Origin of the sequence: Novosphingobium silvae, assembly GCF_009856825.1 — a bacterium.
Taxonomy (GTDB): Bacteria; Pseudomonadota; Alphaproteobacteria; order Sphingomonadales; family Sphingomonadaceae; genus Novosphingobium; species Novosphingobium silvae.
Genome location: NZ_WVTD01000040.1, coordinates 1 through 14,453, shown reverse-complemented (window position 1 = coordinate 14,453; position 14,453 = coordinate 1). Strand labels below are relative to the sequence as shown.

The following is a 14,453-nucleotide window of genomic DNA, read 5'->3' as shown; positions in this document are numbered from 1 at the left end:
AGATGCCAGTCTGATGGAATGGCTCGACACCCTGTAGAATAATGTGAAGGACGTGGCGAAATGCTCCGCAGCGTCGCAGGCCTACGCCGCGTTCCTTCGCATTACCGCTTCCTCGCGATAAGCCATCATCCATCGGAACATGGAGAGAGCGCTTGAACTGACCGCTGTGGTCGATAGCCTGGAGAATGCGACGCTCAACAGCGGGGCGAAGGCGGCCGCCAGGTCACGCCTGGAATCGACCAAGCAGCGCTTCTTCGGCCAGGTCTTGCTGAGCATGAAGCTACCCACCGTCATCGCCGGCGTGGAACGGCACCTCGAGGATGGCGCCTCAGTGGTCCTGCAACTCGTGACGACTGCAGAGTCTATCCTCGACCGGCGCCTGGGCGATCTCAGTCCTGAGGAGCGGGCCGATCTCGATGTGGATCTGTCACCCCGCGAATATGTCATCGACTATCTTGAGCGCGCCTTTCCGACCCGGCAGATGCGCGTCTTCACCGATGACACGGGCACGGCGCGCTCGCTTCCTATGGTCGACGATACGGGCCGACCGATCTACAACCCGGAAGCTGAAGCCGCCCGCGATCGGCTCATCGAACAGCTTTGCGCGATGCCAGCGATCATGTCCGCTCTTGACGCTCTGCTCGAGCATTTTGGGCCCGACGCGGTTGCTGAAGTCACGGGACGGACCAAGAGGCTCGTAACAATCGAGGGTGGCCGACAGAAGCTGGAATCCCGTTCTGTTCGTACCAGCCAGGCGGAGGCCTCTGCCTTCATGGAGGGGCGCAAACGCATCCTGGTGTTCTCGGATGCGGGTGGAACGGGTCGGTCCTACCACGCATCGCTCGACGCGCCCAACCAGCAGCAGCGTGTCCATCTGTTGCTTGAACCTGGGTGGCGGGCGGATCGCGCCATTCAGGGGCTGGGGCGAACCCATCGAACCCATCAGGCTTGTGCCCCGCTGTTCCGTCCTGTCACGACCGATTGCCGGGGCGAGCTGCGGTTTACCAGTACGATCGCCCGACGCCTCGACAGCCTGGGGGCCCTGACGCGCGGGCAGCGGCAGACGGGCGGCCAGAACCTGTTCGATCCGTCCGACAATCTCGAGAGCGAATATGCTTGTGCAGCGCTTCTTACCTGGTTCGATCTGCTCCATGCCGGCAAGCTCAAGAGTACCACCTTTGATGACTTCCAGCAGCGCACGGGGCTCGAACTGTGCGACAACGACGGTGTCCTCAAGGACGAGATGCCGCCGATCCAGCGATGGCTGAACCGCTTGCTGGCGCTCCCGATCGATCTTCAGAACCGGATCTTCGACGAGTTTCTCGCGCTGGTAGAAACCCGGATTTCTGCAGCGCGCGAGGCAGGTACGCTTGATGTCGGTGTCGAGACCATCATGGTCGACAAGGCAACGATCCTGGAGGACCGCGTCCTGCGCACCGATCCTCTGAGCGGGGCGACCTCTCATCTGCTCACCATCGAGATCGAGCGCCGCCGCCATCCCATCATGCTGGAGCGGATCCTGCGCATGGCGAAGGACGATCCGACAGCGGCGTTTGTGCGCAATGCGCGCTCGGAGAAAGTTGCGCTGCGGACCAGAGCGCGCTCGGGAATGGGCGAAGATGGCATTCCGGTCCCGCGGATCGAACTGCAGCGCCCGACCCGAAGAGAATATGTCCGCGAGGCAGATCTCCTCGAAAGCGCCTGGGAGCCGATGGACCGGCAGGACTTTATCGCGGCCTGGACCCGCGAGGCCGAGGAGGCTGCAGCGACGGTCGATACAGAGACAATCCGTCTGGCGACCGGGCTGTTGCTACCGATCTGGTCCTCGCTGCCAACAGATCACCTGTCGGTAAACCGCATTGTCGATGGCGAGGGTAAATCCTGGCTAGGCAGGCTTGTCTTTGATGAGCATGTTGTTGCGCTCTTCACCAAGCTCGGTCTCGACCGAGCCGAGGCCTTACCGCCTTCTGACCTCGCCAAGGCAGTGCTTGCGGGACGCAGTGTCGAAATAGCGCGCCCCTTCCCGGCGACGCTCAAGCGTGCACTCGTCAACGGGAAGGCCAGGGTCGAAATTGGTGGAGCACCGCATGGGCAGCTCGACTGGCTGAAATCCCTCGGCTGCTTCACCGAAATCATACAGTATCGCACCCGGATTTTTATCCCGATCGATCAGGCTGAAGCCATCATCGCCAGGCTGCTGGGAACGGGCGAGGTTCTCTAGCGTATCGATTCAGAAATACCGCGAACGGATAGTGAGGTTTAGAGTTAATAACGAAATATTAGGCGTAAATTATTCGCCTAATGTCTCACTCTCCGGTGCGTTGTATTTGTGATACGAACATACAAACTAGGCGGCCTGTGAGGAGTTGGATATGAGTGCCGAGAGCGCTTCGCGGTTAGGCGATGTCGTCGTCAAACGACCTAATGGCGATTGCCTGTACACGCTTCACCTCTCCGCCGACGGCGTCATCCTGTGCACCGTGGTCGGCTTCTGGGAGGTCGCGGACGCTGATCGGTTCCTTCTCGACTATGCGCGGTTCATCAGGTCAGCCCGGGGGTCGCAAAAGCCTTTGCGGATCCTCGTCGACCTGACAGATTCAAACGTGATGACCCAGTCGCTAGCCGATCGCTTTGCCACCGCCCATCGTGAGCTGTTCCGCGAGCAGGACCGTCGCGCCTATGTCGTGACAACCAGTCTCCAAAGCATCCAGCAAAAGCGCGCCGCCAGCTATGGTCACATGAAGGTGTTTCTCGACGCAGATGCAGCCTATCAATGGCTTCTTGCCCCCGCGGAGGATTGATCGCCTGTCAGGAGGCGTTGTGCGGCAGCCCGGGGCTCGTTCCAAGCCGATCCCGATATGCGAAGCTGATGAGATCGCGCACCAGTTCGACAAGGCCACTCGTCGGCATCCCGTCGAATGGATCGCCATGCGCTAATGCATTGCGCCGTTCATCAAGCGTCGGTTTCATCGATCCGGTTAGCTGACCGATCGCGGTGCCGCGGCAGCGCACGATCATCGGAAGTGCGTCGTCCGTAAGGCCGTCCCCCTCGACCATGTAGCGCAGTAGTGCCTTGAAAGAGTATCGTGGCGCGGGCACCATCATCGCCTCAGGCGATCCGGGCTTGATCTTCCGGCTTGCGATCGGCGCGACGATCTTCCCATATTGGTCGCGCAGCGCGAGTTCGAGCGCCGTCAGTGCCACCAACTCGGCGCCCTTGAGGAGGTCGGCGTCGAGCCATCCCAACAGGAACAGCTTGAGGGCCCGTTCGAACTTCAGGCGGACAATGTCTGGTATGGCCGCGTCTAGCGCCATCGACGCGACAAATTCGCGCCATTGGGTCGGCCGTTCGAAACGGAGGATCGCCACCGGGTTGCCTACAGCCGGCCAGATCAGTTCCAACGGAAGCGACCGGTCAGGCAGATCAAAATCCGGCAAGGGCAACTCACCTGCCTCCGTCGAGGGGAAGGACACGGCGCGCGTCGTCGTCGAGCGGAAGCACCCAGCTCCCCGCTCCATCCTCGCCCTCCCGTAACGACAGAGTGCCATCGTCATCAAGGGCCGGGGGCGCACGCCGCACCGTTCCCTCGATCGCCTGCTTGATGGCATCGCGTTCGATACCCACAAATGTCGGACGCAGGCCGAGCTTGTTAAGGGTTGCAAGTTCACTCGCGTCCAACTGGGTCGCGCTCAGGCGCCCTGCGCGGCCGACATAGCCACCCACCAAAGGGGTATCAGGGGCAATGTCACCTTCCACCACCATTGGGACGGTGTCGTCTAGGGCCGCTTCTGCCCGTCGCTGCGCGTCAGCAACCCTGTTCTTGAAGCGATGTCCTGTCAGTTCAAGCAGCGGCTTGGCCAGGGCATCGTGGCCCAGAGAAACCAGAAGAGAGCCCATGTGCCATCGCACCATGGCAAGCTGCAGGCTCTCTTGTTCAGCAGCGCTGATCTCGGCATCTTCGTCGGGGTCCTTGACCCAGAGCATCGGCGCCGAGGTTTTTGGGCTGGTAAAACCCCAACGGGTGGCGATTGCGTATCGTTTGAAGGGAGCAGGACGGCCCCGCACACGGATCTCGGCGCGATTGGCTTGGACGTAAGCGCGATCCAGCGCAGCTTGCGGGCCTTTGCCGTCGTGGCAGCCTTTGGCCTCGACGATCGCCATCCCGGCTGATGGGCCCCAGGCGACCCAATCGGGCATGTCGCCGCGCTGGTACGGCACGCGCCTCAACTGCCCTCGCATCACGCCCCCCAGTGCCATTGGCGGCTTACGAACATGGGCGAAATGCGTGAGGCCAAGGTGCTGCGTCGCATAAGCCCGCGCTACGAACCGCCCGAAAAGTCCGGAAATGGCAGTCTTCACCTCGCGGGCGTGGCCGAGTGGCTGCTGAAAGCTGAAACTGCTGACCGTCGGGTCGAGAAGGGCGCCGAGAAATTGCCAGTGCCCAAGGGTCGCGCCGGGAGACTGCAGAACCTCAAGCACCCCGGCATTCTCGATATCCTGCACGGTAAGGCTGATTGAGTTCGTTGTAACGGTGCCGTTGGCGGCGGTGAACTGATGCTCGAACGTCGGCAAAGCAGGTGCCTCTTGTTGGCCTTGGGCGGCAGTGGTCAGGAAATGGCGCTGGCGTCAGCGGTCCGCGCACTATCTGCGGCGGTGTCGCGCAGCTGGCGCTCACGGAAGGTTTCAGTGACAAAGTCGATGAACGAGACCGCAGCGCCGACCGCAAGACGGGCATGGCGGGGCTGAAGCCCGCGATGCCGGCCGTCACGGCCATGGCCCGAACCATAGAGGCCTCGCAGTTCAGCCAGATACTGGGTCAGCGCAGCAAGATTGCGCAAGATCAGCTTGATGGTTTCAGCGCCTCGCTTCGCATCGGTGATATCTTCAGGAACAAGGCCGAGCTCCTTGGCCACGAGCTTGGTGAGCGCTGGGAGGTCGGCGCTGCTCGAATAGGTGACCCCGCGCTTGGTCAGTACCGATTTACAACAGCTTTCGACCAGTTCCTTGGCGGTGCCGATCGCCAACGCAGGATCCCGCTCGATCGCATTCTCAACCCGCTCGATCTCCTTCTGCATCCAGGCCGCATCGAGTGCGTCGGCAACGGACTTTGCACGCATGACCGCGCGTCCGCCCATGTCTGCGATCGCCTTTGCTACGAAGCGGGGGCGGCCGGCGATCTTCTCGATTTCCACCAGGGCCCAGCCCTCGGGACGGAGCTGATCGTTGAAGTTACGCACGATCTCTAGGGCCTGGTTGCGATCCGGACGCACCACCGGGTGGACCATCTCGGCCAGAAACGCGAGGAAGCGGTCAGCGGAACCGTCGATCAGATTGAAGCGCTGGTCTTCGAAGATCCAGTCATCTTCCCAATCATCATTGTTGAACCGGTGTTGCCATATGTCACCGGCGGCATCGTCGAACCGGTCGTCGGTGGATGGCAGGGCTTTGAGATCCCATAGGCGCTGGAGGAACTCCACATCGCTCAGCGCACCCATCCAGGAAACCCCATCGACCTTGATACCGTCGATGATGTTGCGCCGAGCCCGGCGGGTGAGGGTCGCCGGCGCGGTGCGCCAGTCGGGACGGGCGCGAATGCGCGGGCGGATCGCCGCGCTGAAGCCGGTGTTGTCGTCCCGTTCGAAAACGGCCCTTACCCGCGCCGAAATCTGTTCCTGGAGCGTGTCACGCTTGGACCCGAGACGCCCGTATTCCGCCGGGTCTATCCCCAGAAAAACGGTGTAGAGGCGGGTTCCACCATTCCAGTTGTCAAAGCCGGTTTCAACGACTTCGGTTTCGGCCGTGCGCAGCAGTTCAGCAGCCTCTGCCATGCCTTCGGCCGTGAGCATTGCCTCGACTGCCGCCAGATATGCCTCGTCATCATCGTTGCTCAAGCAAAACCCCCCGGGTACATCTTCTGGCGATGGGAAACGAATGTAGCGTCTGAAAGGGTGAAACGAAATCGGAAACAAGTTGATTATCAGCCTCTTGAAGTCAAATATCCGAAGGCAAGGAAAGACGGGCAGAAAATCTGTCCGCCTGAATGCCCGCTCACAGAACTTCTGTTTTTGGCAGGCTGGCGACCGCCTCGAGATAGGCTCCGTCAATGCCGTAGAGCTGATCTTCTGACCATCGGTACATGTCATGATTGAGACGTTCGGCTTCGAACTGCGATACGGCCCGGGTCTTAACCTGGCAGTCGGGCTGGCCAATTTCCAGATGAAGCGCGATGGTGGGCGTTACGGGATAGTAGAATATCGAGATCGGGTCGGCCTGCGGCCGCAGATTGATCACCGGCTGATCGGCGGTGATGAAGGGGGTGGACGTGTCGTTGGTAAGGATCGTCGCGTGGGTTGTTCTACGGTGACCGGTAAAGCCCGCGCCGACGTCCGTTGCCCAAAGATGGCTCTCCACGGGCCAGAGGCGCGCAAGGTCGAGGCCCGCAGGCAGTTCGATCGCCGAGATCGCCTTGCTCATCCGGGATGTCCTCGTGAATTGTGTCCCAAGGAAGAAGCAGAAATCGGAGGCTTCGCGCTCATCGGTCCAGAACGAGGCGTCTCCCATACGCAACCGATCGAGAAAGGGTGCGCCCTTGTGCTCGACGCTGACGTGCCATGCTTCGCCAAGTCCGCGCTCGGCGTTCAGCAGCAACTCTTCGGTTTTGGCCCGCGTCTCCTCGTCGCGAGGAGGAAGGGAGGCGATCAGTCGACGCAGCTGCGTTGTCATGGTGAAAAAATGGATGAAATTCAGCGCGACCTTCCGGGCCAGCTCGCTTTTCGATCGGTTCGGAAGCGCCTGCAGATACTCCAGTTCACGCTCCGAGAAGGTCTCCACTCTGTAAAAATAGCGTGAACTGCCGACATTTTTGGGATTGGTGGTGATCGTTTGGCGATCGCGCTGCCGATGGCACGTCAGTTAATCATCGATCGTCCAGGCCTGAAGATAGTGCTTCCAGACATAGTGCTGATTTTTTGCAACTTTCTCGAACACCCGGCACCCCCTTCATTGTTCCTCTACATGGGGCCAAAGGGGTCGATTACCACTGGTCCGGCAAGATAATTATCTGTCGCCGCGCGAGATACTTTAATCGCCTGGATTAAGCGGAACTGCCACCACGAGAGTGGCCAGGTCCGGGTCAAGCTCCTCCTCGGGCTCAAGCCCCAGGTCGGTGAGTATTGCGATGGTGGCCGACCGTGCCAGGGACGCAGCATGGCACGCATTTGCGGCGTCGAGGATCTGCGCTGCCTTGCGCATCAAACCGATGGCCAGCCAAGGCCTCTCATCGCGAGCGTCCATATCCCCCCCTGGAAGCCGGCGACGCGCCCGAATGGCGCGTCGTCGCTTCGGAACCGGGTGTTGGAAACCTAGAGCAAGCTAGGCGCGAACGCCTTTAGCCGGGTGGCCTGGACATACGCGCCCGCCACCCGGTTTTGAACGAGACCGGCTCTTGCTCTTCGAGGTTTCCACGCCCCGCTCGCGTCTCCGCGAGAAGGCATTGCCATAGGCGGCCGTCGCCAATTTTGGAAGCGCGGACTGCTCGCAACGCCCGGCGCCCTTTCGCAGCCTCCCGAAGGTGGCCCAGGGAAAGAGGGAAGGGGGATCGAGGGTGATGTCCGGATTGGTCCGGATGCCAGAAGGAGTTGCCCTCATGATTCAGACCGTCAAACTGGCGAAGCTTCGCCTCTCGCCCATCAATGTCCGCACTGCACCGGAAAAGGATCTCGCGATCGAGCCGATGGCGGCCGACATCGAGGCGCGCGGTGTTCTCCAGAACCTTCTTGTCACGCCAGCCAGGCCGCGCGGTACATTCGAGGTGTTCGATGGTGGACGGCGGTTGCGCGGCCTGCTGCTGCTCGCCGAGCGCGGCACCATCGACGCCGACAGCTTCGACGTGCCCGTTCTTGTGCTCAAGGACAGCGATGCGGCTCTGAGCGAGACTTCGCTCGCGGCCAATTTCCACCAGCTCAAGCTGTCCCCGGCCGAAGAGTGCCGGGCCTTCCAGCACTTCCTTGGGGTGGATGGCGACGTCGATGCGGTCGCAAAGCGGTTCGGGCAGACCCGTCGCTTCATCGAGCAGCGGTTGCGCCTGGCAAACCTCGCAGATCCGATCTTCGACGCGCTTGCAGCAGGTGAACTCACCCTCGACCTCGCCAAGGCCTATGCATCGACTGAGAACCGCGAAAAGCAGCTCCTCATCTACAACAGCTACAGCCACCACAGCTATATCAATGCCGACGCAATCCGGCGGGCCATTGCCAATGAGACGATGAAAGCCAATGATCCCGTCGCGCTGCTGGTTGGGGAGACGGATTATGTTGCCGCCGGCGGTGCGGTCGATCGTGACCTGTTCAGCGACGGAGGAGATCGCTGGGTCAACCCGGAAATTGCGCAGCGCCTCGGCGGCGAGAAGATGGAGGCGGAGGCCAAGCGCATCGGCGAGGAAACCGGTCTGGCCTGGATTCGCCCCATCGCGAGTGCCCACACCTATAACGCGGCCGCAGGCCTCTATCGGGTCATGCTGCCCCAACTCCCCTTCACGGATGACGAGCGGCTGCACCTCGACGCAATCGACACCCGGCTCGAAGCGATCCAGTCCGAGATGGACGACGAGGACATCGCCGAAGAGCGCTTTGCCGAGCTCGACGCGGAATATGACCGGCTCGCTGAGGAGCGCAGCGGGCTGCATGACAGACCCAGCGTGTTGCCGGATGCCTTGCGGCCATTGGTCGGAGCATTCCTAACCCTCACGCAGCGCGGCGAACTGCTGCTCGATACCGCCTATTATAGCGAGCAGCCCCTGCGCCTCGACGAAAGCGGTTCACTGCTGGATGACACCGCCGAAACCGGTGATGACGGCGGCAATGCTGACGGCGAGACCACTGGCCGCAGCGAGCGCGAGGCCGTGACGCCTCGTCCCGACACGGTTGCTCCGGGCGGAAAGGCACTCAGCATGCGGCTCTTCGAGGAGTTGGCAATGCAACGCCGCGACGTGCTGGCGGCCAACCTTATCCAGCATCCGGCGCTGGCGCTCGATTACGCCATCTTCGTCATGGTGGATGGGCGGCGCCAGTATCTTGCCAAACATGGTTCGACGATCCGCGCATCGGCTCCGCAGGACCCTGTGGTCGGCGAGCAGCCCGCTACGATCGCGCGCACCTTCCTGGCGGAGGCGCAGGACGGGCTGGAGGCGGCCTGGACCGAAGCGGCCGATCCGGTCGCGCGGTTCGAGGCGTTCCGCGACCTTGATGACGATGCGAAGGCTGGATGGCTCGCCTATATCGTTGCGATGTCGCTCGAAGCCAAGGATGGCTACGGTACGGTGCCGCAGAACGCCCTTCAGAACCGCCTCGCAACGATCATGGAGGTCGATGTCGCGGCCTGGTGGCGTCCGACTTCGGTCAACTTCTTCGATCGGGTGCCCAAGGCGGCGCTGCTGAGCCTGCTGCACGATGTCGGCGGTCCGGCTGTCTCCGGACGCTACGCAGCCTCCAAGAAGCCCGATATCTCCTCGACCTGCGAGAAGCTGTTCGCGGGCGAGGCCATGGTCGAGGCTGAAGTGAAGGAGGCGGCGCTCAAATGGGTGCCCGATGCGATGCGCTTCCTCGACACCGCGTCAGCGCAGGACGATCCGCAGGATGACCAGAACGCCGAAAGCGAGGCCGAGAGCGAGGAGGCGCATGCCGCACTGGAGGCGGGCGAAGAGGCTGCTTGCGACGAGCTCCTCGATGCTCCCGACGAGATGATCGCCGCCGTCTGAGCGCGCATTTCACCTTCTGGCCCAACGGACCGCTGGCGCGATGCAGCGCCAGCGGTCCTTTTTGTATCCCGATCGGATCCTAACATGCCGAAACCCACCAGTGCCCGGCGGGACGTTGCCGCCGAAATCACCAATCTCATCATCGAGAAGCTCGAACAGGGCGTACCCCCGTGGAAGCGACCCTGGCGAGGCGCCCCGGGGCAGGGCTTACGTCCGCTCAGACATTGCGGAACCGCCTATACTGGCATCAACACCCTGTACCTGTGGGCTTTGGGCGACGCCAAGGGCTACACCTCGCGCTACTGGATGACGTTCCGCCAGGCCGAGCAGCTCGGCGGGCATGTCCGCAAGGGCGAGCGGGGGGCGGTGTCGGTCTACTTCTCCCAGTTCAAGAAAACCGAGACCAACGTGGTGACAGGTGCATCGGTCGAAAAGAACATTCGCTTTCTGCGCCATTACATCGTCTTCAATGCCGACCAGATCGACGGGCTCCCCGCCTATTACTATGCCGCGCCCTTGGCGGATCCCGAGCCCACCCCCTCAGGGCGACAGGCCGTCATCGATCGCTTCTTCGAACCGATCCCGGCAGCCGTTCGCCATGGCGGAAGCGAGGCCTATTTCAGCCCCACCTTCGACTATATCCAAATGCCCAGGCCGTCATCTTTCGACAGCATGGATCTGTATGCGAGCACGCGGCTGCACGAGACGGTCCATTGGAGCGGACATGCAAGCCGCCTTGCGCGCACCTTCGGCAAGCGCTTCGGCGATCAGGCTTACGCATTTGAGGAACTTGTGGCCGAGATCGGGGCAGGTCTGGGCTGCGCGGAGCTTGGTCTCCCCAACGAACTTCATCAAAGCCATGCGAGCTATGTGAGCCATTGGCTGTCGATCCTTCGGGGCGACAAGAGTGCCATCATCCATGCCGCCGCCAAGGCCGAGCAGGCCATAACATTTCTCGGTGCCTTCGGAGGTACATCTTGCGATGCGCCGGATGAGGACATGGCAACGCCCAGCGAACAGCGGGAGGGCGTGTAATGGGCTGGCTCTACATGCAACGTGGATCGCTTGGCGGTCATGCGTCCGCGAGTGCCTATCTCGACGCGCAGTTCACCTATGAGCGGGCGCTGGATGATGGCGGTACGACCGGACTGCGGGTACTCGCTTCGTCCTGCCCGCAGAACCGTGTCTACTACGCCGCCGCCCAGGTCATGACGAACAGGCAGGGCGGCGAGATTATCGCGATCATATGCCTGGTCCGTTGGAACCCCCACGACCGTGAAGGACTCGTGTTTGGGTACAAGGATATGACGGAAAATATGGGGCCCTATGAGGCCGAGTGTCCGGCAGCCATCCTCGACCTGCTGACCGCGACCGAGAACGCCCATGCGCTGGACTGGCGCCGACGGTGCCGTGCCAGTCTCGAACGAAAGTCGCGCAAACTGGCCGACGGCGACCGTATTCGGTTGTCCGCGACGATCACCTTCACCGACGGCCATGAAGGGAGCGAGTTTCTGGTGGAGCGGCGGGGGCGCCGCACGGTCCTACGCGATCCGACAAGTGGTCGCGGCTACCGCATCTCACGGCTGATGCAACGGGACTGGACCATCGTGCCGGTGACCCGGGTCCATAAAACGCGCTTCTGCTGACCGCCACTACGGCATCTTCAACCGAAAGGCCGCCCATGTCTGTTTCAAACCCGGATCCATCGCTCTCTGCCAAGCGCGCCTTGCTGTGCAGCCGGGCACATGCAGAGCGGGTTGCGCACAGGATCTTTATCTCCGGCCAGCGCGCCTGCATCATACGCACTGGAAATCCAATCCAGCCCTATCGTGCCGCCGCCGAGGCCTCGAGCCACGATGAAGTCGAGGTCCTGCTGTGCGTCTAGCCTTGTTGTTGCCGCTCTTTCTCATCGGATGCTGCTCGCAGCCGACGCAGGGGACGGCCGACCAAGCCAGTTTCGCAGCTGCGGCGCGCGCGATTGACGGCGATACACTCTCCGTCGATTTTCGCCTGCTTGGCCTCGATGCGCCCGAGAAGCGCCAGCTTTGCGCGAACGATCAGGGGTGGTGGCCGTGTGGCAAGGCGGCTCAGGACTATTTGGCCCGTGCGCTTCGTGACCAGGAGGTGCGCATCACCCTCGCCAGTGGGCGGACCTATCGGCGCCGGGTGGCGACAGTCGAGGTTTCGGGCGTCGATCTGGGGGAGCGGCTGATTGCGGCCGGGCTCGCCGTCCCGGCCGTACAGTATCTGAAGAGCGACCCCGATCGTGCCACGCGATACCAGCGGGCGTTCGCAACGGCGAAAAAAGCCGAAGCGGGCATGCATGCCGGTCGATGGATCGAGCCGGCAAAGTGGCGCCGCGGCGAACGCCTGTCATGCGAAGCGCGGGTCAGTCGGCGAGGGAAGGGTCCAGATACCAGGACGGGCCCTGCCTGAAATCGGCGTCAATTCGGCCGACGGGTCCGTCGGGCTCCTTGGACACATAAGGATCGATCAGCGGCATGGCGCGACCCTTTGCCCGCATCAGCTTGCCGGCAACCCGGCCTCGCCGTTCCAGCAAATCCTCGAGCCACATCAGATCGTCCAGCATGGCGACGACGCCGCGTCCGGCCAGGCAGTAGTAGATGCAGCGCTGAAAATCGTCGGCACCATCGTTCCCCAAAATGGCGGCCAGACGCTTCTTCCCAGCAATCTCGCCTTCATGCACCCACTGGACGGCCTCACGCAGCTCCCGAACCGAGAAATATGCGTCTTCGACACACATGCCAAGCGAGGCTCCGGCGATCATGCGGCGGGTCGGGCGCGTGTGGGGATCCAGCGAAGCATCCCGCAGGGTTACATCAAGGTCGAAATGGTCGTGGAAGATCGTAGCTTTCATGGGAATCACTCCGTTCGAATTGAACGTAACGTGAACAAAGCTGACCGGTCAACCCTCCGTTGAGGGTCCACCGGGTTTCAGGATCACCGAGAATTGACGGGTGCCGTGATATTCAAAAGGCCGCTCTCCAACCCATCGATCCCAGAATTCGAGACTGTCGCCTGACATCTCGATGTCGATTTCCGGATAGTTCAGCTCGGAGGCGATCTTCATTACCTTTTCGGCCAGCGCCGCGCCCACGCCGCGCTGGCGAAACGCCGGATGGACGTAAAGCTTGTGAAGCTCGCAACCCCCGTCATCAGTCTGAGTGAAGGTCGCTCCGCCGGCATGCCTTCCGTCGATCCGCGCGACGAAGTACCGTGGATTTAGGTCGTCTGACGCACCAAGGTCGCATATCGCCACCTTGCTATCGGGCTGGCAGCGCTCGCGATTAAGCTCGGCCTCCAGTTCGGCCAGCTCTGCCCTGGACCCTAACTCTTCAAACTCCATTCTCTCGATCTCCGGCGACGGGTTCAGCGAGCGGCACCGCCGCGCGAACGAAACAAATTTATGGCGGCTCCACGTGTCGTTTCAAGGGCAACCCCAGCGGCGATGGCAACGCACCGGCGCGTCGGGGAAAAAGGGGAGGGGGAAGAGGCCGGTCGAGCTCGATGGGAGCTTGAAGCCGGAGATGCCCGATGACCTATGACGTCGCCTACCGCTTTCAGCAGGCGCTCGACCCGAGCGCGCTCACCACAATTCCAGCCACGTTGCACGCGGTGCAGGCCGCGATCACCGACGCCCGCAATGCGGGTTGCGCTATTGAAAGCGATCCTGCCGTTATCCTGCTGGTGCGGCACTTCCACTCGGTCTGCGCCTCTGCTCCGGATATCGATGCCCTGCAGGAACAGTGCGAGGCCGCGATCGATCGGTTGCGCCTTGTCCCAGCTCTGCCGACGCTCGCCTATCGTGGGGTGGCGAATGACGAGGCCGCGAAACGGGCCTTCCATCGAGAGGGGCGGGTGGCGCTCCGCGCCCTCGCGGATGCGCTGGGATTGCCGGACTCGGGATACACCCTCACCGCGAGGCGCGGTACGCTGGCGCAGTCGGGTGAAATCATTCTCCACGGGGACGAGCTCAGGGTCCGCCTGTCGCTCGATATCGTGTTTCCCGGCGAGGAAGTGACCTACTGCCGGGTCCGAGGCCGGGATGACCATTGGGGTGATCGCGACCGGCGGGCACCGCTCATCAATCTGCTCGACCCGGCACGGTTTGCCGCAAGATTGCGGCGAGAGCTGACCTTGACCCCTGCGGCAGAACCCATGGCTCTGGTTGCCTGACTCGCTGACGCACCAAGGCGGCGTCTGGCCAACATCTCCAGGCGCCCCTCGCATCCCATTCTACCACGGAGGCATGCATGAGCGATCCTGCAGCTCAGCGCATCATCGATCGCATTGATTTTTCCCGGCGTGGCCCGACGGTGCTTGCTTATGGCGTCGGCGTCGACAGCACGGCTATTCTTGTCGAGCTCGAGGCGCGCGGCTCCTTACCTGATCTCGTCCTGACCGCTGACACCGGCACTGAAAAGCCGGAAACCTACGAGTATCAGGCGATGATCGCCGCCTGGATGGCCCAGCGAGGGATCCCCTACGAGGTCGTTCGCTATGTGCCCAAACGGTTCAAGCACTGGCCGCCCTATTTTTCGCTGCTCGAGAAAATATGAAGTGATCCCTCTGGTGTGCGTTTCGCGGCGGCCTGAGACCGGCTGACAGCAAGCGCATTTCGCCGGACGAGGTATCCGGGTAATCTGGCTACACGCGAAGGGGGTGCCACTTGGAGAG

14 protein-coding genes and 1 pseudogene are annotated in these 14,453 nt (G+C 62.1%); 8 read left to right on the top strand and 7 right to left on the bottom strand.

Features of this window, described 5'->3' with window-relative positions; all coding sequences use genetic code 11:
• Positions 1–481: 481 nt before the first annotated feature.
• Positions 482–2,221: a strawberry notch C-terminal domain-containing protein gene (locus tag GR702_RS21390; RefSeq protein WP_080993742.1), complete on the top strand. Its 1,740-nt coding sequence runs from the start codon at positions 482–484 to the stop codon at positions 2,219–2,221.
• 151 nt (positions 2,222–2,372) lie between these two features.
• Entirely contained in the window at positions 2,373–2,801 is a 429-nt protein-coding gene (locus GR702_RS21385; RefSeq protein WP_026109152.1) for a hypothetical protein, read from the top strand.
• A gap of 7 nt (positions 2,802–2,808) precedes the next feature.
• Here GR702_RS21385 and GR702_RS21380 read toward each other — a convergent pair whose 3' ends face one another.
• From GR702_RS21380 to GR702_RS21360, 5 genes are all read right to left on the bottom strand, one after another.
• The gene (locus GR702_RS21380) at positions 2,809–3,369 is read right to left on the bottom strand and encodes a hypothetical protein (RefSeq protein ID WP_337192671.1); all 561 of its coding nucleotides are present in this window, start codon (positions 3,367–3,369) and stop codon (positions 2,809–2,811) included.
• Between the two features lie 76 nt (positions 3,370–3,445).
• Positions 3,446–4,573, bottom strand: coding sequence for a hypothetical protein (locus GR702_RS21375; protein ID WP_017501037.1), 1,128 nt, complete (start codon positions 4,571–4,573; stop codon positions 3,446–3,448).
• 35 nt (positions 4,574–4,608) lie between these two features.
• Complete coding sequence (locus GR702_RS21370) at positions 4,609–6,105, bottom strand: abortive infection family protein (protein ID WP_237449872.1); 1,497 nt, start codon at positions 6,103–6,105, stop codon at positions 4,609–4,611.
• Positions 6,050–6,913 carry a DUF4238 domain-containing protein gene (locus tag GR702_RS21365; RefSeq protein WP_080727353.1) on the bottom strand — a complete coding sequence of 288 codons (864 nt, stop codon included), beginning with the start codon at positions 6,911–6,913 and terminating at the stop codon, positions 6,050–6,052. The genes GR702_RS21370 and GR702_RS21365 overlap by 56 nt, the downstream gene beginning before the upstream one ends.
• 168 nt (positions 6,914–7,081) lie before the next feature.
• Complete coding sequence (locus GR702_RS21360) at positions 7,082–7,294, bottom strand: hypothetical protein (protein ID WP_017501040.1); 213 nt, start codon at positions 7,292–7,294, stop codon at positions 7,082–7,084.
• Positions 7,295–7,646: 352 nt separating this feature from the next.
• On the opposite strand from GR702_RS21360, the gene GR702_RS21355 reads away from it, so the two are divergent.
• From GR702_RS21355 to GR702_RS21340, 4 genes are all read left to right on the top strand, one after another.
• Positions 7,647–9,755: a ParB/RepB/Spo0J family partition protein gene (locus GR702_RS21355; RefSeq protein WP_017501041.1), complete on the top strand. Its 2,109-nt coding sequence runs from the start codon at positions 7,647–7,649 to the stop codon at positions 9,753–9,755.
• 84 nt (positions 9,756–9,839) lie between these two features.
• Entirely contained in the window at positions 9,840–10,790 is a 951-nt protein-coding gene (locus GR702_RS21350; protein ID WP_026109155.1) for an ArdC family protein, read from the top strand.
• Complete coding sequence (locus GR702_RS21345; protein ID WP_017501043.1) at positions 10,790–11,401, top strand: DUF6927 domain-containing protein; 612 nt, start codon at positions 10,790–10,792, stop codon at positions 11,399–11,401. The genes GR702_RS21350 and GR702_RS21345 overlap by 1 nt, the downstream gene beginning before the upstream one ends.
• Before the next feature lie 241 nt (positions 11,402–11,642).
• Positions 11,643–12,191 (top strand): thermonuclease family protein, encoded by a 549-nt coding sequence (locus GR702_RS21340; protein ID WP_026109156.1) that lies wholly within the window; start codon positions 11,643–11,645, stop codon positions 12,189–12,191.
• Here GR702_RS21340 and GR702_RS21335 read toward each other — a convergent pair.
• Together GR702_RS21335 and GR702_RS21330 are read right to left on the bottom strand one after the other, a co-directional pair.
• Positions 12,145–12,633, bottom strand: coding sequence for a hypothetical protein (locus GR702_RS21335; RefSeq protein ID WP_017501045.1), 489 nt, complete (start codon positions 12,631–12,633; stop codon positions 12,145–12,147). The two genes, GR702_RS21340 and GR702_RS21335, sit on opposite strands and share 47 nt — an antisense overlap.
• Before the next feature lie 48 nt (positions 12,634–12,681).
• Complete coding sequence (locus GR702_RS21330; RefSeq protein WP_017501046.1) at positions 12,682–13,122, bottom strand: GNAT family N-acetyltransferase; 441 nt, start codon at positions 13,120–13,122, stop codon at positions 12,682–12,684.
• Positions 13,123–13,310: 188 nt separating this feature from the next.
• On the opposite strand from GR702_RS21330, the gene GR702_RS21325 reads away from it, so the two are divergent.
• Together GR702_RS21325 and GR702_RS21320 are read left to right on the top strand one after the other, a co-directional pair.
• A complete protein-coding gene (locus GR702_RS21325; protein WP_017501047.1) occupies positions 13,311–13,952 on the top strand; it encodes a hypothetical protein in 642 nt (213 codons plus the stop codon).
• Positions 13,953–14,029: 77 nt separating this feature from the next.
• A pseudogene (locus GR702_RS21320) lies at positions 14,030–14,332 on the top strand (hypothetical protein); the annotation flags it as partial.
• Positions 14,333–14,453: the final 121 nt, after the last annotated feature.

Excerpts from the sequence above, each read along its gene's own strand:
- GR702_RS21335 (WP_017501045.1), bottom strand. The coding sequence starts at position 12,633 with ATGAAAGCTACGATCTTCCACGACCATTTCGACCTTGATGTAACCCTG.
- GR702_RS21330 (WP_017501046.1), bottom strand. The coding sequence starts at position 13,122 with ATGGAGTTTGAAGAGTTAGGGTCCAGGGCAGAGCTGGCCGAACTGGAG.
- GR702_RS21385 (WP_026109152.1), top strand. The coding sequence starts at position 2,373 with ATGAGTGCCGAGAGCGCTTCGCGGTTAGGCGATGTCGTCGTCAAACGA.
- GR702_RS21325 (WP_017501047.1), top strand. The coding sequence starts at position 13,311 with ATGACCTATGACGTCGCCTACCGCTTTCAGCAGGCGCTCGACCCGAGC.
- GR702_RS21350 (WP_026109155.1), top strand. The coding sequence starts at position 9,840 with ATGCCGAAACCCACCAGTGCCCGGCGGGACGTTGCCGCCGAAATCACC.
- GR702_RS21360 (WP_017501040.1), bottom strand. The coding sequence starts at position 7,294 with ATGGACGCTCGCGATGAGAGGCCTTGGCTGGCCATCGGTTTGATGCGC.
- GR702_RS21390 (WP_080993742.1), top strand. The coding sequence starts at position 482 with ATGCGCGTCTTCACCGATGACACGGGCACGGCGCGCTCGCTTCCTATG.
- GR702_RS21345 (WP_017501043.1), top strand. The coding sequence starts at position 10,790 with ATGGGCTGGCTCTACATGCAACGTGGATCGCTTGGCGGTCATGCGTCC.
- GR702_RS21355 (WP_017501041.1), top strand. The coding sequence starts at position 7,647 with ATGATTCAGACCGTCAAACTGGCGAAGCTTCGCCTCTCGCCCATCAAT.